At 73.2% G+C, this 17,438-nt stretch carries 16 protein-coding genes; 3 read left to right on the top strand and 13 right to left on the bottom strand.

The annotated features are described in order from the left end of the window. The first annotated feature begins 19 nt into the window (after positions 1–19). The 3 genes from QFZ82_RS14760 (at position 20) to QFZ82_RS14750 (ending at position 2,605) form a co-directional block, all read left to right on the top strand. A complete protein-coding gene (locus QFZ82_RS14760; protein ID WP_307713612.1) occupies positions 20–1,720 on the top strand; it encodes a cytosine permease in 1,701 nt (566 codons plus the stop codon). 201 nt (positions 1,721–1,921) lie between these two features. Next, a complete protein-coding gene (locus QFZ82_RS14755) occupies positions 1,922–2,101 on the top strand; it encodes an SPOR domain-containing protein (protein ID WP_307713611.1) in 180 nt (59 codons plus the stop codon). An 84-nt stretch (positions 2,102–2,185) separates the two neighbouring features. Then, positions 2,186–2,605: a (deoxy)nucleoside triphosphate pyrophosphohydrolase gene (locus QFZ82_RS14750; protein WP_307713610.1), complete on the top strand. Its 420-nt coding sequence runs from the start codon at positions 2,186–2,188 to the stop codon at positions 2,603–2,605. 76 nt (positions 2,606–2,681) lie between these two features. Here the strand turns inward: QFZ82_RS14750 and QFZ82_RS14745 are convergent, their stop codons facing one another. From QFZ82_RS14745 to QFZ82_RS14685, 13 genes are all read right to left on the bottom strand, one after another. Next, positions 2,682–3,815: a glycosyltransferase gene (locus QFZ82_RS14745; RefSeq protein WP_307713609.1), complete on the bottom strand. Its 1,134-nt coding sequence runs from the start codon at positions 3,813–3,815 to the stop codon at positions 2,682–2,684. A gap of 6 nt (positions 3,816–3,821) precedes the next feature. Continuing rightward, on the bottom strand, positions 3,822–4,472 hold the full coding sequence (locus QFZ82_RS14740) for a GPP34 family phosphoprotein (RefSeq protein WP_307713608.1): 651 nt from the start codon (positions 4,470–4,472) through the stop codon (positions 3,822–3,824). A 50-nt stretch (positions 4,473–4,522) separates the two neighbouring features. Further along, positions 4,523–5,461, bottom strand: a complete 939-nt coding sequence (locus QFZ82_RS14735) for an ABC transporter permease (protein ID WP_307713607.1) — start codon at positions 5,459–5,461, stop codon at positions 4,523–4,525. Continuing rightward, a complete protein-coding gene (locus tag QFZ82_RS14730) occupies positions 5,458–6,339 on the bottom strand; it encodes an ABC transporter ATP-binding protein (protein ID WP_307717720.1) in 882 nt (293 codons plus the stop codon). The genes QFZ82_RS14735 and QFZ82_RS14730 overlap by 4 nt, the downstream gene beginning before the upstream one ends. Positions 6,340–6,463: 124 nt before the next feature. Then, complete coding sequence (locus QFZ82_RS14725) at positions 6,464–7,627, bottom strand: nucleotide disphospho-sugar-binding domain-containing protein (protein WP_307713606.1); 1,164 nt, start codon at positions 7,625–7,627, stop codon at positions 6,464–6,466. Between the two features lie 41 nt (positions 7,628–7,668). Further along, positions 7,669–7,983 carry a transcriptional regulator gene (locus tag QFZ82_RS14720; RefSeq protein ID WP_307713605.1) on the bottom strand — a complete coding sequence of 105 codons (315 nt, stop codon included), beginning with the start codon at positions 7,981–7,983 and terminating at the stop codon, positions 7,669–7,671. Further along, the gene (locus tag QFZ82_RS14715; protein ID WP_307713604.1) at positions 7,980–8,423 is read right to left on the bottom strand and encodes a hypothetical protein; all 444 of its coding nucleotides are present in this window, start codon (positions 8,421–8,423) and stop codon (positions 7,980–7,982) included. The genes QFZ82_RS14720 and QFZ82_RS14715 overlap by 4 nt, the downstream gene beginning before the upstream one ends. Positions 8,424–8,558: 135 nt before the next feature. Then, complete coding sequence (locus tag QFZ82_RS14710) at positions 8,559–11,651, bottom strand: M16 family metallopeptidase (RefSeq protein ID WP_307713603.1); 3,093 nt, start codon at positions 11,649–11,651, stop codon at positions 8,559–8,561. A gap of 20 nt (positions 11,652–11,671) precedes the next feature. Beyond that, on the bottom strand, positions 11,672–12,631 hold the full coding sequence (locus QFZ82_RS14705; RefSeq protein WP_307713602.1) for a hypothetical protein: 960 nt from the start codon (positions 12,629–12,631) through the stop codon (positions 11,672–11,674). Then, the gene (locus QFZ82_RS14700) at positions 12,628–13,515 is read right to left on the bottom strand and encodes a flavoprotein (protein ID WP_307713601.1); all 888 of its coding nucleotides are present in this window, start codon (positions 13,513–13,515) and stop codon (positions 12,628–12,630) included. Before QFZ82_RS14700 ends, QFZ82_RS14705 begins: the two co-directional genes overlap by 4 nt. Then, the gene (locus tag QFZ82_RS14695) at positions 13,512–14,480 is read right to left on the bottom strand and encodes an LLM class flavin-dependent oxidoreductase (protein ID WP_307713600.1); all 969 of its coding nucleotides are present in this window, start codon (positions 14,478–14,480) and stop codon (positions 13,512–13,514) included. The genes QFZ82_RS14700 and QFZ82_RS14695 overlap by 4 nt, the downstream gene beginning before the upstream one ends. Beyond that, positions 14,477–16,294: an ABC transporter ATP-binding protein gene (locus QFZ82_RS14690; RefSeq protein ID WP_307713599.1), complete on the bottom strand. Its 1,818-nt coding sequence runs from the start codon at positions 16,292–16,294 to the stop codon at positions 14,477–14,479. The genes QFZ82_RS14695 and QFZ82_RS14690 overlap by 4 nt, the downstream gene beginning before the upstream one ends. Further along, entirely contained in the window at positions 16,287–17,372 is a 1,086-nt protein-coding gene (locus tag QFZ82_RS14685) for a methyltransferase (RefSeq protein ID WP_307713598.1), read from the bottom strand. Before QFZ82_RS14685 ends, QFZ82_RS14690 begins: the two co-directional genes overlap by 8 nt. Positions 17,373–17,438: the final 66 nt, after the last annotated feature.

The following is a 17,438-nucleotide window of genomic DNA, read 5'->3' as shown; positions in this document are numbered from 1 at the left end:
CCGACGAACGGGAGGTCCCATGGCGGACACCGCCACATCTGTCACCCGGGCGCCGGAGGGCGAGCAGCCGCCGCCCTCCCGCACCTATGCCGCACTCGCCGCCGACGAGAGCCGCGAGGACTACTCCCTGCGCTATGCGCCCCATTCCTTCCGCCGCTGGTCGCCCGGCACGGTGGCGGGCACGGCGCTCGGCGGCATCGCCTATCTCGCGGACTTCGCGATCGGCGCCTCGATCGTCTTCACGTACGGATTCACCAGCGGACTCGCGTCGATCCTGACGGCGGCGGCGATCATCTTCCTGACCGGCATACCGATCGCCAGGGCCTGCGCCACCTACGGCCTCGACATGGACCTGGTCACCCGGGGCGCCGGATTCGGCTACTTCGGCTCGACGCTGACCTCGCTGATCTACGCCTCGTTCACCTTCATCTTCTTCGCGCTCGAAGGCTCGATCATGGCGCAGGCCATGCACCAGGCCGTCGGCCTGCCCGTCGAGATCGGCTATCTCGTCACCACGCTCATCGTCATCCCGATCGTCTTCCGCGGGATGGGCGCGCTCGCCCGGCTGCAGGCGTGGACCCAGCCGATCTGGATCGTCGGCATGGTGCTGCCCTTCCTCGTGCTCGCCTTCGAAGCACCCGATGCCTGGGGCGCGTTCGCCTCGTTCGGCGGCACGGAAGGCGCGGGCTCCGGATTCTCCTGGATCGGCTTCGGGCTCGGCACCGGCGTGGCGCTGTCCCTGATCGCGCAGATCGGCGAGCAGGCCGACTACCTGCGCTTCATGCCGGCGAAGACCGAACGGAACAAGCGCCGTTGGAACCTCGCGGTCCTGGCCGCGGGGCCCGGCTGGGTGGTCATCGGCGCGGCCAAGCAGCTGGGCGGTGCGTTCCTCGCCTTCGTGGCACTGGAGGCGGTCGGCACGACGCACGCCCTGGAGCCGATCGCCCCGCAGGTCGAGGCGCTGAAGCCCTGGCTCGGTTCGGTGGCGCTGCCCGCCGCGGCCGTGTTCGTCATCGTGTCGCAGATCAAGATCAACGTGACCAACGCCTACAGCGGCTCGCTGTCGTGGTCCAACTTCTTCTCCCGCGTGACCCACCGCCACCCCGGCCGCGTCTGGTACATCTTCCTCAACCTCGCCATCGCCCTGACGCTGATGGAACTCAACATGTTCGCCGCCCTCGGCAAACTGCTGGGCTTCTACTCGAACGTGGGAATCGCCTGGATCGCCGCGGTCGCCGCCGACCTCGTCATCAACAAGCGTCTCGGACTGAGTCCGAAGCACATCGAGTTCAAGCGGGCGTACCTGTACGCGGTGAACCCGGCCGGCTTCGGCGCCATGGTCATCGCGTCGACCGTCTCGATCCTCGCCTTCTTCGGGCTCTTCGGCCGGTACGCGGAGGCGTTCTCGACCTTCATCGCCGCCGGACTCGCCCTGGTGCTCTGCCCGTTGATCGCCCGGGCCACGAAGGGCAGGTACTACCTGGCCCGCCCGAACACGGTGTGCAGCCCCGACGCCCCCGTCGCCGAGCTCACCGCCACGCACGACTGCACGGTCTGCGCGACGGCGTACGAGCTCCCCGACATCGCCGACTGCCCCGTCCACTGCGGCCCGATCTGTTCGCTGTGCTGTTCCCTGGACGCCGCATGCGGTGACGCGTGCCGCAAGGAACCGGCCCTGGAACCGGTCCTGATGCCCCTGCCCACGGTGCGGGCCGGCTGAGCAAGGGCCCGGGCGGGGCAGCGCGCTACCGGGCCTTTCGGGCGGTACAGGGGGCGTATCCAGCCGGATGCGCCCCCTCGCGTACCTCTTTGTAAAAACCCGTATCCGCTCAGTGAAGGTCAGGCGTACGCTTAGGCATATGCTGAGTGGGGTTTCAAGCATCAACTTACGGGCAGGCAGGGCGAGTCGAGGAGGGTCGCGATGAACGACGGCGGCGCCGCGCTCCCCTGGCAGGTCGTCCGCCAGGACGACAACGGCAACCGCTATCGCGTCGGCCGCTACGCCACGCGCGACGAGGCCCAGCAGATAGCGGACACCCTCGACGGCCGAGGCCACAAGCAGCTCTACTCGGTGGAACGCGTCGGGCAGACGGGCCCCTGACAGCGGGCCGCCCGCGAGTGCCCGGTGAGCGGGAGGAGAGATCGTCCCGAGTCCGGGGCGTGCGGGCGCAGTACGCTCCGGCACATGAGTGATCGCGTGGTGGTGGCCGGAGCCGTGTACGACCGAGGGCGGCTCCTCGCCGCCCGGCGCAGCGCCCCCGAGGAGCTGGCGGGCCGCTGGGAGCTGCCCGGCGGCAAGCTGGAGCCGGGGGAGAGCCCCGAGCAGGCGCTGGTGCGCGAGCTGCGCGAGGAGCTGGGCGTGGAGACCGAGCCGATGGAGCGCATCCCCGGCGAGTGGCCGCTGAAGCCCGGCTATGTGCTCCAGGTCTGGACGGTGCGGCTGGTCTCCGGCCGCCCTCGCGCCCTGCAGGACCATGACGAGCTGCGCTGGCTCGCGCCCCACGAGAGCGACGACGTCGACTGGCTCGACCAGGACCGGCCCGCGGTGGCGGAGGCCGCGCGCCTGCTGCTCTCGCGATCGAGGAACGGCACGACACGGACCTGACACGCGACCGGGCCCCGGCCACGGATACCGGAGGGCCGGCGCGCGCCCGCGGCGCGGAGCCCGGCCGGGGCGGTGGTCACGCCAGCAGGCCGAGCAGCGTCCCGCGCGCCCGGGCCGGGCCGAACTCCGCGGTCAGGTGCGGCAGCGCCGACCGGACCAGCCGCTCGCACAGCGCGTCGTCCCCCATCAGCCGGACGATCTGCGCGGCGAGCTCCTGCGCGGTGTCGCCGATCAGCACCTGGGCGTCGTGCCGCAGGCCCATGCCCTCGAAGGCGAGGGACGTCCCGGCGACCGGCCGGCCGTGTTCCAGTGCCTCGCCGACCTTGCCCTTGACCCCGGCCCCGTACCGCAGCGGGGCGACCGCCACGCGGGCGGCCGCGTACAGCGGGGACAGGTCCTCCACCCAGCCGTGCACGGTGACCCCGTCCCCCGCCAGCGAGAGGACGGACTCCGGCGCCGCGCCGCCCACCAGGTCCAGCTCCGCCTCCGGGATCTCCCGGCGGACCAAAGGCATGATGTCGCGGGCCAGCCACTGCGCGGCGTCCACGTTCGGCTCGTGAAGATAGTGGCCGACGAACAGCACCCGGGAGCCGGCCGCCGTGCCCGGTGCGCCGTCCGCGACCGGGACATGGATGTTGGAGAGCACCCGTACGTCCGCCTCCGGGACCAGCGCGCGCAGTGCCGCGCGCTCCTCGCCGGACACGACGAGGGTGACGTCGCACGTCCGGGCGAGGAACAGCTCCAGCGCCCGCGTGGACTCGGCCTGGGCCCGCAGCGCGAAGCGGTCGGTGCGGCCTTCGCGTTCGGCGAGGTCCGCGGCGCGGCCGAGGCGGCGGAAGTGGAGGTCCACGGTGTCGTACACCACCGTGCAGTGCGGCACCGCGTCCCGTATCTCCCCGAGGAGCTGGATCGCGGGCTGCGGGCGGCACAGCAGCGCCAGACCGATGCGGTGTCCCTGCTCGCTCAGGAACCGCACCTGCCGCGCCCTCCCGCCGAGTACCGCGACTCCCAGCTCCTTCAGCCGTGTGGCGTACGGCGCGTCGGTGTGGCCGTCCAGCGGGAAGACGATCACCTGGCGCCCGAGCCGTACCAGTTCCTCGATCATCCGGGACATCCGTACGGATCCCGAGTCCTGGTCCGGTGAGGGAAGTTGCTGGTCGACCACGAGTACCACGCCGGCCGCGCCGGGTGCCCGGTGCGCGTCGCTCATCGGCGCTCAGCCTGCCAGCAGCACGGTGAACAGGGCGGCGTCCAGGCCCTTGAACACCTCGCCCCAGGGGCCGTTCTCCGTGTGCTCCCGCACCAGCCGGGCAGCCTGCTCGGTGACGGCCTTCTTGTCCTCGTCCGGCAGCAGCGCGGGAAGGGCGCCGATCCCGTTCAGGATCATCACGAGCAGAAGGGTCGGCTCGTCGGGCTGCCGGCCGCCGACGACGGCGTCGCGGATGCGGTCCACGACGGCCTCCTCGTGCGAAGGGTCGCCGGAGGGCCACGAGTTGGTGTGAATCACCCCGAGGAAGCGTCCCTCCTCGTGCCGTACCAGGCCGCGGTCGGTCAGCGCGTCGAGCTGCGCGCGCCAGCACGCGTGGCCGATGTTCTCCGCGGCCCAGCCCAGCTTCCTGTCCTTGTCGGCGAGGAGGGACAGGGCCTTGTCGAGCACGGCGTCACCGGTGGCCGCGGTGTCGCGCACGACGGGCCGGGCGGCCTTCGGGTCACCGGCGGGGACGTCGACGGTGACCTTGCCGATACGGATCAGGTCCAGCAGGATCGCGCTGCCCACCGCGCGGTGGCGGCGGCCGAGGTCGACCGTGCTCCGGCCGGATTCGTTGTCGAGGAGCAGCAGGGCGAGGTCCTGGGCGAGGACGGACATGGGTGCCTCTTTCCGTTGGGTGGAGGGTGAACGAGACAGGGGCGCCGGGTTCAGACGGGCCGCTTCATCGCGTGCTCGCGCCGGCTGGCCATGACCGACCCGGACTCGCGGCGGGCCATCCGGCGCAGCACCATCGGCGCGACGAGCAGGCCCACGACCGCCCAGGCGCCGAGTACGCCGACGGTCTCCCAGTGCCGCCACGAGTCGCCGATCTCCGCCGTGACGGCCGAGTCGGGCAGGAGCGCGGCGCGGGCGGCCAACCCGAGCCAGTACAGCGGGAAGACCTCGGCCACGTGCTGGAGCCAGACGGGCAGGTGGGACGCCGGGTAGAAGATGCCGGAGACCGACGCGAGTCCGAACAGCGGCAGCATCACCAGGCCGAGGTTGCGGGGGCTCTCGATCAGCGAGCCCAGGATCGCGCCGACCGGCAGCATGGCGAGCAGTCCGAGAGGCAGCACCCAGGCGAGCGCGGTCCAGACCCCGGGGTCGGAGGCCGAGACGTCCGGCAGCATGACGATGCCGGTCAGGGTGACGACGGCGCAGGCGAACAGGACGGTCCCGGAGACGGCGACCAGCTTGCCGACGAGATAGCTCGGCATGCCGCTGGGCAGGGCCTTGAGCCGCAGCAGGGTGCCGTCCTGGCGCTCCACGATCAGCTGCTGGGTCAGGCCGAGCATGCCGTTGAAGGCGACGCACATGCTCATCAGGCTGGGCAGCAGGAATCCGGCGACGGACATGCCGGTGCCCGCCAGTTCGTTGTCCCGGAGCATGTGCAGCGGCGCGAGCAGGCCGACTAGCCAGACGAGGTTGCTGATCAGATCCTGCCTGGTCGTGGCCATCTGGTGCAGTTCGCGGCCGCCGCGGCGCAGCCCCTCGCGCAGCGTGTTCCGCAGCGGGCTCACGGGCGCGGTGGGCCCCGGAGCGGCGGCGGGCGCGGAGCCGGCGGGGCGGGCGTACTCGGCAGGACGCGTACGGGTCGTCGGGCTCATCGCACCGCTCCCTCGAAGTGCCGGGCCGCCTCGTCCTCGCGACCGGCTTCGGCCTCCCTGACCATGGCCAGGTAGACGTCCTCCAGGCCGACGCGCCGCACGTCGAGATCGCTCACGTCGTCTCCGTACTCCTCGAAGAGCCGCCGGACGAAGCCGGTGACGTCGGATGTGCTGTGGCGGTGGGCGGTGCCGCCGCTGGTCCAGGTCACCTCGGCGTCCGCGCCGACGCGGTGGGCGAGTTCGCCGACGGTGCCCTGCGCGATGATCCGGCCGCCGACGAGGATCAGGACGCGGTCGGCCAGCTTCTGCGCTTCCTGGAGGTCGTGCGTCGTGAGCAGGATCGTGTTCCGTGCCCGGGCCAGTGACCGCACCAGGGCGTGGAACTCCTGGCGTGCCTCGGGATCGAAGCCGACGGTGGGCTCGTCGAGGAAGAGCACCTCGGGGCGGCCGACGACGCCGATCGCGATGTCGAGGCGGCGACGCTGCCCGCCGGACAGGCTCGTGATGCGCCGGCCCGCCTGCTCCGTCAGTCCGACGAGGGCGAGCAGCTCGTCGGCGTCCCACGGCCCGGGGTGCCCGGGAGCGGAGTACGGGACGTAGAACGCGGCGAAGTGGCGCAGCAGTTCCCGGACGCGCCACTTGCCGTGGTCGCGCCACGACTGGAGGACGATCCCGAGGCGGGAGCGCCAGCGCTCGTCTCCTTCGGCCGGATCGCTGCCGAGGACCCGAACGGCCCCGGCGGACCGGTCCCGGAAGCCTTCCAGGATCTCGATGGTGGTGCTCTTGCCCGCGCCGTTGGGTCCCAGCAGCGCGACGACCTCGCCGCGGCGGACCTGGAAGTCCACACCGCGCAGCACCTCGTGGCTGCCGTATCGCATGTGCAGGTCACGCACATCGATGACGAGTGGTGTGGTGCTTCCGGTCGCCGGGGCGGCCGGCTCGACGGTCTCCTTCACCGGATGTCCCCCTGTTCCGTGCTTGTTGTCGTTCTCTTCGGATGTGTCAGCGGGCCGTGACGGTCCGTTGTCTCCGCGAGCCCGGTCCGTCCTTGAGCGCCGCTTCGACGACGTCGGCGGCGGCGCGGGCGCCGCCCGCGGCGGCCATCTCCGCCCGGATGTCCGACAGGCGGGCGGCGGCCGACGCATCGGCCAGGAGGTCCCGCACCGCCGCGGTGAGGGACGCCGTGTCGACGGTCCCGGGCGCGAGGACGCGGCCGACGCCGAGGGCCGCGACCCGTTCCGCGGTCACGAACTGCTCCACGGCCTGCGGCAGGACGACGAGCGGAACACCGTGCGCGAGGCCCTCGAGCACGCTGCCGGTGCCGCCCGCGGTGACGAACACGTCGGCGTGGCCGAGCACCCTCATCTGCGGCACCCAGGTATGGACCTCGACGCCGTTCTCATGGGCCAGGTCCCGCAGTTCGTCCGTCGTGGAGGCGTGGCCGGTGGCGACGACCACGTGCCTGCCGTCACCGAGGCCGCGCAGGGCCCGGACGCATGCGCGGAAGATGTCCGTGCGCCGGTTGTACGTCGTCCCGAGCGAGACCAGCGCGGTCTTCCGCGCAACCGGCGGCGGGGACCAGTCGCCGTGCGCCCGCCGCTGTCCGGCGACCGGCCCGACGAAGACGTGCCGGGCGCTGATCTCCTCCGCCCGGAACTGAAGCGACCGCGGCATGGCCACCACGCACGGCACCTCCTGTGCCAGTGCCGCCGCGCCCGTGCCCACCGCGGGTCCCGCGACCGCGTCGGGGAAGGCGTGGGTCGGCGAGAACTGGACCTCGCCCGCGCCCCAGCGGCGGGCCAGCAGCGGGGCGTGGCCGGTCACCGTGTCGTACACGACGAGGTCGGGGACGTCGTGTGCGTACGCCTCGGCCAGCTGGGGAAGTGCCGCCTCGCACTCACGGTCGAAGGCGGCCACGGCGAGTGTGCCGTCGTCCTCGGCGGGCAGCCAGTCGCCGGAGGCCCCGCGGAGGGAGGGGAAGGTGGAGCGGTAGCCGACGGGCTCGGCGCCGGTCTCCTCGACCAGCGGGACGAAGTCGTCGCCGGTGGCGAAGGTGACCCGGTGGCCGCGGGCGGTCAGTTCGGCCGAGAGGCCGAGCATCGGGTTCACATGGCCGTGCAGCGGCACGGACATCAGGGCGATGTGCGCGCCCGGGGCTTCTTGCATGGACAGCTCTTCCCTCGTGTGCGGTGCGTGCGGCGCGGTCCTCAGCTCTCCGTGCCGCCCGGAGCGGTCGCGGCCTCCGCGATGATCCGCAGATGTGCCAGATGGGCGGCCAGGGCGGTACGACCCTGGGGCGTGAGGCTCAGCCAGGCCCGCACGCGGGAGTTGAGCGGTTCCTTGCGCAGCGTCACGTACCCGGCCGTCTGAAGGATCTTCACCTGCTTGCTGAGCACGGAGTCGCTCAGACCCAGCTCGTCCCGCACGGCGGAGAAGGCGAGCGAGTCCACCGGCGCGAGCATGGAGCAGATCCGCAGCCGGTTGATCGGGTGGATCACCTCGTCGAACACCGGCTGGATCACGCCCGCAGCTCCTCGGTCACGGCCCGGTCCAGCCTGCGGCCGGCGACCACCGTGGCGACCAGGGCGACCACTCCGCACGCCGCCATGGACCACCGCAGGTCCGCGCCCCATTCCAGGACGAGGCCAAGGGCGATGAGTGCCACCAGGAGAGGGCCGAGGACGGAGGTGATCCGGCGTGCGCCGGGCGTGGCGTAGTAGCGGTTGAACGACATGCCCGTGGCGTGGCCCGCGGCCATCGTCAGCAGCGTCGGCCCCAGCGAGATGCCGAGCACGACGCCGAAGGGGATGAGGTCCCAGTCGATGCTGACCGAGGCGAAGGCGAACAGGAAGCAGCCGCCGACCGCCGGGTAGTACCACCGCGGGGCGGCGGCTCGGGCGGCGACTCCCGCCCTGGCGGCCCCGGCCTGCGTGAGCGCTTCTCGCGCCTCCTCCGAATTCATCGCGTCCCCTTCCGTCCGGCGGTGGCCCCTTTCGGCGATCCGCCACTTTCCATAGTGGAAACAGTAGCCTTCTCTTTCCAGAGTGGCAAGTGGCGGAGCATGCTTTCCGTGGCCCTGGACGGAACGCCCGGTGTGTCACCGGTCCGCCTGCAACTCCCGTGCCAACACCTGCTGTTCGACGTCTCCCAGGGCGACGACGGTGTCCGTGACCGGTACGAACAGGGCCTTGACCGCCGACGCCACCTCCTCGCCCGTTGTCACGCCGAGGAGCTGGGGCCGGCTGATCACCCACTCCAGCCCTCGGCCGGAGATCATGGTGTGCCGCAACGCGTCCGCCAGCAGCCCCGGTGAGTCGAAGGCCGTCAGCAACTGGGCGCCGCAGTACCGCCGGACGACATCCAGCTCGTCCCGCGTCGGCGGTACGGCCGCCAGAGCGGCCGCCTCCTCCCGTACGTCGTGCAGGGCCTGTGCCACCTCGGCGCGCGGCGCGGTCACCCGGACCAGGGCCCGCGCCCGGTCGGCGACGACGTCCCGCGCCGCGAACATCACGTGCCCGGCACGGCCCAGCCGTCGGCAGCGCTCGGCCAGCCGCGCCCCGTAGTGGCCGCCGAGCAGGGCGGTGGCCAGATAGCGGGCGGGGACGTCGTCGCTGTGGGCCGGTTCCGGTGCGCACAGGGTCATGCCCACGGCACCGCCCGCCGACGGCTCGCGCACGACCAGCACCACAGGCGCGTCCGCCGTGCCGGGGGGCCCGGTCTCGGTGGTCGGCGCGTCGGCCCGCTCCGCCGCGGCCGACGAGGCCCAGGGGCCGAGCAGCCGCGCGGCCTCCTCCGCCGCCCGCTCCGGCTCCAGGTCACCGACCACGACGAACACCGTGCCCTTGGGCGCCAGCATCCGGCGATACAGGGCGGTGGGCGGAAGAACGTCGTCCGCGTCGCCGCCGAGCCAGTGGAGTCGCAGCGCCTGGTCCATCCGCTGCTCCGGCGACAGGCGGGGTGCGACGGCAGCGGCCGGAGGGAAGACGTCGGGCAGCGGCGGTGGTTCGAGCAGGTCCGCGACGATACGCAGTAGACCGCTGTACGCCTCACGCGGTGCCCATCCGCCGATGTCCGCCCACTGGCCGCCGGTGGACACCCGCAGCTCGCCGCCGAGGCGCCGGGCGCGGGCGGACGCCCCGGTGACGGCGTCGGCGCAGCGCAGCAGCCACGCGGACTCGGCCGGCCTGCGCCAGCCGTCGGGGCCGAGCGGCACCCTCAGCCGCACCTCCACCAGGCCGGCGCGCCGGTCCGGCACGGCCAGCACCCGCGGTCCGCCCGCCAGTACGGTCTCCTTGGCCCCGGTGAAGCGCGGCCCGACGGGCTCGCCCAACGGCGGCAGAGGCCGCGGCCCGAGGGACGTGCGCCCCAGCTCGACGGCGCCGCGCGAGGCGAGGGCCTCGGCGGCGCTCGTTCCGAGTGAGGGATGGAGCACGGCAGTCAGCACGCTGCCGACCTGAGCCGCCCGCGCTGATGCGCTGCGCGCGGGTGCGTCGACGGCCGGCACGGCGGGCGCCGGTCGGCCTGGTGCGGGTGCGTCCTGGCCCGGTTTCCCTTGTGTCCGGACGGCGGTTGTGTGTCGTGCTGCGGGTGCCGCGTGCGCTGGCGCGGGTGCGTCCTGCGCCGGTGCTGCGGGTTCCGCCTGTGTTGACGCGCCCGGCGCGGGTGCGTCCTGCGCCGGTGTGGCGAGTGGGGTTGCGCTTTGTGCTGTTGGTGCGGCGGGCGCTGTGCGCATCGGTGTGTCCTGTACGGGTGCGTCCTGCGCCGGTGCGGCGGCGGCCTCGGGCGGTGGCGCGCTCTGGGTCAACACCGCAGGCGTTCCGGGCCTCGGCGCGCCCGCGGCAGGTGAGGCCGACGTCGCCGCGGCCCGCACAAGCGCGGCGGCCGTCCGCGTCGGCGGCTCCGCCCCCTCCGCCGGTACGGTCTCCGGCTCCAGCACCAGGACCGCCCGGGGCGCGGCGGCCAGTGCGGTGGCCGCTTGCGCGAGGTCGTCGGGGGCGATCGCCTCGACCAGTCCCGGCAGCTCGTCGACGAGTTCCGCGCGTCCGAACAGCAGCTCCAGCCGGCCCAGCGCACGGCAGCGCTGCTGGAGGTCCGCGTGCTCGCGCCGCAGGCGCGAGGCGAGGGAGCGGACCGCCCCCTCGGCCGCACGGGCCACCGTCCGCGGGTCGCCGTGCCGGGCCCACCACGCGGTGAGCCGACCGGAGAACTCGTTGGCCGTCAGTCCCCGCGGCAGCAGCGACGTGACCACCAGCGCGTCGGGCCCCCGCGCGTCGAGCGGACCGAAGAAGCCGCAGCCCGCGCTCACGGGTGCAGCGAGTTCCTCGGCGGCCGAGCGCTGTGCCAGCTCCGCGAGCACCATGTGGGCCACGTACGCGCCGGGTCGTGCCGCCGGGTCCGGCAGCCGGTGGCCGACCGCGACCGCCGTACGGGTCACCCCCGCGACTGTGCGGCGCAGCCGCCGTTCCCTGGTGGGCAGCGGCTCGTCGAGCGGCGGCGGCTCGGCCGTCGCACGGCGGGGGATGTCGCCGAAGTGCCGTTCCACCAGCGGCCAGACGTCCTCGGGCCGGTGCGGACCGACGACCGTCACCACGGCGTTGGACGGGGTGTAGTACGCCTCGAAGAAGCGCGCACAGTCCTCGACCGTGACCCGGTCCAGCTCCCGCGCGTCGCCGTAGCCGTCGTGCGCGCTGGCGAAGTCGCGGAACATCACCTGCGGCAGCAGCGGCCACGGCAGCCCGCCGTACGGCCGGCCGTCCCGCATGTGCTCGATCTCCCGTGCCACCTCGGTGAGTTGGGCGGCGAGCTGGCCGTGGGTGAAGCGGGGCGCCCGCATCCGGTCGGCCTCGCGGAACAGCGCCTGCTCCAGCGCCTGCGCGGGCACCGTCTGGAAGTAGTCCGTGTAGTCCTGGTGCGTCGTGCCGTTGGCCGCGCCCGCGAGCGGGTGCAGCGCGTCGTAGAAGGCGCCGTCCGGGAGGCTTTCGCTGCCCCGGAACATCAGATGCTCGAAGAGGTGGGCCATGCCCTCCTGGCCCGGACGCTCGGAACGGAAGCCCGCTCCGTAGTGCACGGCGACGGCGGTGCGAGGCGTGGGCCAGTGCGGGGCCAGGACGATCCGCAGCCCGTTGGCCAGCGTGCGCCGGTGCAGGCCGCCCGCCGCGCCGGCGTCCGGTGTCGGGTGAGGGCTGGTCATGTACGTGCTCCTGACAGCGGTCAGAGGTCCAGCAGGAACATCACGAACCCCGTGTACTTCTCGAAGTTCTTCTCGTCCCAGCCGACATAGGCGGTGTAGTCGTGCAGATGCAGCAGGACGCGCAGGGCCGCCAGGCGCGGCCAGGTGTCGCCGAGGTCGCGGCCGTAGCCCTCGAACAGTGCGCTCAGCAGGCGGGGCCAGGCGGGGCCGCTGTCGCCGCGGTACCACTTGAGTTCGACGAGTTCGCCCAGGGTCCAGCCGAGGTCCAGGTACCACGGGGCCAGGCAGACGTCCTCGCCGATCAGCATGTCGGCGGAACCCGGCGACGTGCCCTCCACGGGGACGAGGGAGCCGAGGGCCGGTGCGCCGTGGCACAGCACCCGGTCCCCGTCCGCGGCGATGCGCTCGCACAGCTCGTGGAGCGCCGCCATGCGCACCTCGCCCAGCCGGGGCCGCAGCAGCGACTCGGCGTAGGCCGCGCGCGGTTCGGGTGAGCGCCCCGCCAGCCAGTCGGTGAACCGGACCAGGCCGCGGGGCGCGGCCTGGAGCGCACCGGCGGCCGAGGGCGGGACGGGGGTGTCGTGCAGGGCGCGCAGCGCACGGCCGAGGCCCCGCAGCACGTCCGCCAGGCCGTCGTCCGGGCCGTGATGGAGCAGCCGGCCTGCGGCCGACTCGGGACCGCGCACCCGGTAGACGCGTCCGGCGCCGTCACCGGTGACCGTGCCGGGCGCCCACAGGACGTGCCGGTATCCGTCCCCCGCCGCGATCAGTGCGTTGAGGTCCGGGACGGGGCCGGCGAACGGCGCGGGCGCCTGCGGGCCGGGGCGGCGCACCCATGTGTAGCCGTCGCCGTCGCCCTCCGTGCCGCCGGTCACCCGGGTGCGCAGCAGTCCGGTGCCGAAGTCCCTGCTGTACGCGGTCGATTCGGGTGCCGCGGCGGCGGTCTCCGTCGCTGTCGGACCCGCTGCCGTGCTGTTCATGCCCCTGCCCCCGCTCCTGCTGTCGACCCGGCCTCGACCTCGACCTCGGCTCCGGCCCCGGCCTCAGCCCCGGCTCCGCTCGCCGCTGCCGGCGTGCGGCCGGACGCCGTCCGGGCCCCGTGCACCGCCGCGTCGGCACCGTCGGCCAGCAGGGCCGCGTACGGGGTCGTGCCCGTGCCGTCCGCCGCGGCGGCGCGCTCCCTCTCCCGGGCCGTTCTGCGGTCCTCGATCCGCCGCACCACATCGCTGATCGGCGGGGGGACCCAGCCGTCCTCGCGCCCGGTGGTCAGGCTGTAGCCCGGGACGGGCGGCACCAGCACCGCGTTGGGGCGCGCCGCCAGCGCCGCCCAGTGTGCGCGGAACGCGGGGCTGTCGAAACCGCCGGGCGGCAGCGACGGCGCGACGGCCACCAGCGCGTCGGTGCACTGGAGCGCCAGCAGCGCCGGGGTGTCGGCCAGGCCGAGCGCGAGCCGTGCCGTGAAGTGGAACGTCGACGGATAGACGAGGACCGCCTCCGCCCACTGCGCGTACTCCACATGACGGGCGTCGTCGCATTCCTCCCACGCGTCGGTGTCCACCCCGCCGTCGACCCGCAGGCCGAGCGAGAGCGGGGTGACGAAGCGCTGCGCGCTGCGGCTCATCACCACCCGCACGGTCAGCTCGGGGTAGCCCTGGCGCAGCCAGGTCAGCCACTGGGGCAGTCCGGCCGCCGTCGTCGAGCCGGTGACCACCAGCAGCAGCCGGCGGATGCCGAAGGGCGGCACGGTCAGCGCATCGGCGGTCGCCTCCGGGCCGCCGACGCCCGGTCGGGACGCCTGCGGACCGCCCCGCCCGGCAGGTCCCGGGTGCGGCCCGTGCCCGCCGGGCGTCGCGGGCACGGTCATGCCGCGTCCACCAGTCGCAGCAGCTGCTCCAGTTCCCGCAGTGCCGCCGTGCCGCCCTGCGTCAACGCGACACCCGTGACGTTGAACACGATCTCGTCGGCCCCGGCGTCGGCGAACTCCCGGAGTTTGTCGCGCAGTTCGCTCTCGTTGCCGAACAGGAACGCGTCTCCGCCGACCAGCGCCTTGCCGCTGGCCTCCGGGTCGGCCCTCATGTCGACGTCGATGCCGGACCGGCTGAGCATGTCGGTGTAGTGCGGCAGGCTCATGTGGCCGGAGTTGCCCGCCAGCGCCAGCTTCGTCGCGTCACGCTCCGGCCCGTCCAGCGCGACCGGCACCATCGCCACGACCCGCGGCATCGCACGTCCCGCTCGCTCCGCACCTGCGCGCAGGGCGGGGACGACCGTGTCCTTGAGATAGGCGGCCGGGGTCAGCCAGGTGATGGCCACGTCGGCCACCTCCCCGGCGAGCTCCGCCATCCGGGGGCGCAGCACCCCGAGACCGATCTCGACCGAGGGCAGCGGCAGCCGCGGCAGCACGGCGCTGCAGCTGTAGAACTCGCCCTCGTGGTCAGCCTTCCCGTCCGTGAGCAGCCCGCGCAGGATCGTGACGTAGTCGCGCACCGCGCCGAGCTGGCTCCGGTACGGCGAGCCGAGAATGCTGCGCTGCAGCACCTTGGCGCCGGGACCGTAGCCGGCCACCACCGAGTGCCCCATCGCGGCCGCCAGGCTCTGGGCGCGCAGGGCCGCGTCGTACGGATGACAGAAGGGCATCAGCGACACCGAGGTGCCGACGGGGACCCGGAAGCCGGTGGCGGCGGCGTAGCTGAACGCCTGGTGCGTGTCGCTGGCCGTGCCCTGGCCCTGCCAGAGCCGGACGGCCCTGCTCCACTGCGCGAGCGCGGCGAACGGCAGCAGCTGCTCGGGCCGGGTCGGGACGAACGGAACGAGAAACGAGTGGTCTGTCATGCCGGCATTCCCGCCTTCGCAGTCGTTCGGCCGCCGTCCTCGGCGGTCAGCATCTGGCCGTGCACCAGCTGGGCGTACGCCGGGCACTCGTGCATCAGGGTGGCGTGGTCGCCCTCGCCCACCGTGCGGCCGGCCTCGAAGACGATCACGTGGTCGGCGTGCTGCACGGTCGAGATCCGGTGGGCGACGACGAGCAGGGCACGCTCCCGGGAGAGCTCGTCCACGAGATCGCGGAGCTTCTGCTCGTTGATGCTGTCCAGCTGCGACGACGGCTCGTCGAGGAGCACCAGGTCCGCGTCGGTGAGCATCGCGCGTGCGATGGCGAGGCGCTGGCGCTGGCCGCCGGACAGGTCGACGTTGCCCGCGAGGACGGTGTCCAGGCCCTGCGGCGTGCGGTCGAGCTCGGTGGCGAGCCCCACGCGGTCGAGGACCCGCAGCAACTCCTCGTCGGATATCGCCGACGGATCGCGGCCGAGGGTGAGGTTGGCGCGGATGGTGTCCTGGACGAGGGTCGAGGACTGGTCGACATACGCCATCCGGCCGCGCAGTTCCGACAGCGGCCACTGCGACGTGTCCCGCCCGAAGACCTCGACGCTGCCGCTGTCGGCGGTGGCGAACCGCTGCATCAGCTCCAGGCTGGTCGTCTTGCCCGAGCCGGACAGGCCGACCATCGCGGTCAGGCCCTGCGCCGGTACGTGGAAGTCGGCGCCGCGCAGCACCGGGTTGGCGCCGTAGCTGAAGTGCACCTGGTCGAACCGGACGGCCGGCACGGCGGATCCGGCGCGCGCGGGGGCCGGGGCCGGGGCGGCGTCGCCGTCGCCGTCGTGCTCCGTGTTCCTGGCGAACAGACCGGTGAACCGCTCGCGGGCGACGACGCCCATCTTCAGCGCGGTCACGGCGGAGGCGATCATCATCAACGGTCCGGTGAGCTGGAGCAGATAGAGCAGGAACGCCACGAAGTCGGCCAGCGACAGCCTGCCGTCGAGCATCCGCGCGCCGCCGCCGGTGATGACCGCGACCAGCGCAATCTGCTGCCCCAGCGTGATCGTCGGCATCATCAGCGCTTCCATCCGCGCCGCGGCGATCTCTCGCCGCGCGACGCCCTCGGCGTGCTCGGCCAGGTCGTCGCCGACCTGCTGCTCCGCCCGGTACGCCTTGATCACCTTCACGGCGTCGGTGGCGGCGATGTAGCGCTGGGCCAGGCCGCTCGTGGCCTCCTGCACGGCGACGTAGCTGTGCCGGAGCCCCTTGACCACGGCGAAGATCAGCACCGCGGCGACCAGGAAGGCGCCGAGCGTGACGAGGAGCAGCATCCAGTCGATGAACCCCATGATCACCAGCGTGCCCGCGGTGGTCAGCGCGGCCATCGGCAGCTGGATGGGGCCGGCGTCGATGAGCTTCTTCACCCGGGCGGTGTCCGCGGTGATGCGGGCCACCAGGTTGCCGCTGCCCTCCTGCCGGATGTCGGGCACCCGCATCCCCAGGGTGTGCCGCATGGTCCGCACCCGCAGCCGGCAGATCATCTGCTGGCCGAGCCGGGACAGCAGGAACGTCGCCCCGGCGCCGGCGAGCGCGGAGCCGAGTCCGAGCCCGACCAGCAGCCAGGTGTAGGCGCTCAGTCCGTTCTCGTCGAGGGAGGAGATCAGCTTGCCGACGGCCCAGGGCAGCGCCAGCGTGGAGGCGGTGGACAGCAGTGCCAGCAGGGCGATCAGGGCGATCTGGCCGCCCCGGTCCGCGGCCAGCTCCCGCATGATGCGGAAGTCCCGGTCGGGCGCGGGCGTGCCCGCCTTGTGTGTCGTCGTCCGGTCAGCCACGGTCGCCGCTCCTCTCCCGGTACGCGTCCGCATCCCCGGTGGTGACCGGGCCCGGACGGGGTGTCAGCTCCAGCAGGGACCGCAGGCCGGTGGTCGGGCCCCGCCAGGTGATGTCGAGCCCGGCTCGGTCGCAGAGCCTCTCCAGGTCCGCGACGGACCGAGAGGGTGCGGGCATCATCGAGCGGTACTGGAGCTCGGTGGCGGGTCCGTGGGTCGGCATGGCCACGTCGGCGAGCAGCACCTTTCCGCCCGTGCCGGCCGCCTCGCGGCAGCGTGCCAGGATCCGAACGGCGTCGTCGTCGGCCCAGTCGGCGAGGATCGCGGAGAGCAGATAGACGTCGGAGCCCTTGGGCAGCGGGTCGAAGAAGCTGCCGACGACGGCGGTCGCGCGGTCGGCCACGTCGCTGCGTGCGAACCGGGCGCCGGCCTGCTCGGAGACGTTCTTGAGGTCGACGAGCGTGCCCCGCAGGTGCGGGTGCGCCCGCAGCAGCTCCATCAGGATGGCGCCGAGGTGGCCGCCGACGTCCACGACGCTGGTGACGCCGCTCCAGTCGTAGTCGGCGACGATGTGCTGCGCGCCCCAGCCCAGCGGCTGGTCCTGGGTGGCGTCCACGGCGCGGGCCTGCTCGGCCCATTCCGCGGCGAAGGCGGGGTCGTTGTTGACGGTTTCCCAGTAGCCGCCGCCGGGGCCCGCGGCGTGCGCGGGCTCGCCGGTGCGCACGGTGTGGTCGAGATGGAGCAGGGCCTGGGTGCCGCGGCCGATCATGCTGTCGTTGCGGAGCACTTGGCGCAGGCTGGTGGGGTGGTCGCTCAGCAGCGGCTCGCCGAGCGGGGTCAGTGCGAAGTGCTGGTCGCCGTCCTTGGCCGTGCTGGTCAGCAGGCCGGTGTCGACGAGGTGGCGCAGCAGCGAGTCCGTGACGTCCGGTTGGGTGCCCGCCTTCTCGGCGACGGCGCCGGAGGTGGTCGCGCCGGCGCGGATGTGGTCCGCGAGGCCGAGCGTGGCGGCGGCGCGGATGGCGGCAGGTGTCAGCAGATCCGCCAGGGACAACAGTTTCTCGTAGGGCTGGGGCTCTGCCATCTTTCGCCGCCTCGGGGTAGAAATTACGGTTGGGCGGCGCGTGTGGGCCGGTCCGTGGCCCACACA

It is taken from the genome of Streptomyces sp. V4I23 (assembly GCF_030817975.1).
Classification (GTDB): Bacteria; Actinomycetota; Actinomycetes; order Streptomycetales; family Streptomycetaceae; genus Streptomyces.
Note: the sequence above shows the minus strand (reverse complement) of the source record. Positions and strands in the feature narration are given on the sequence as shown.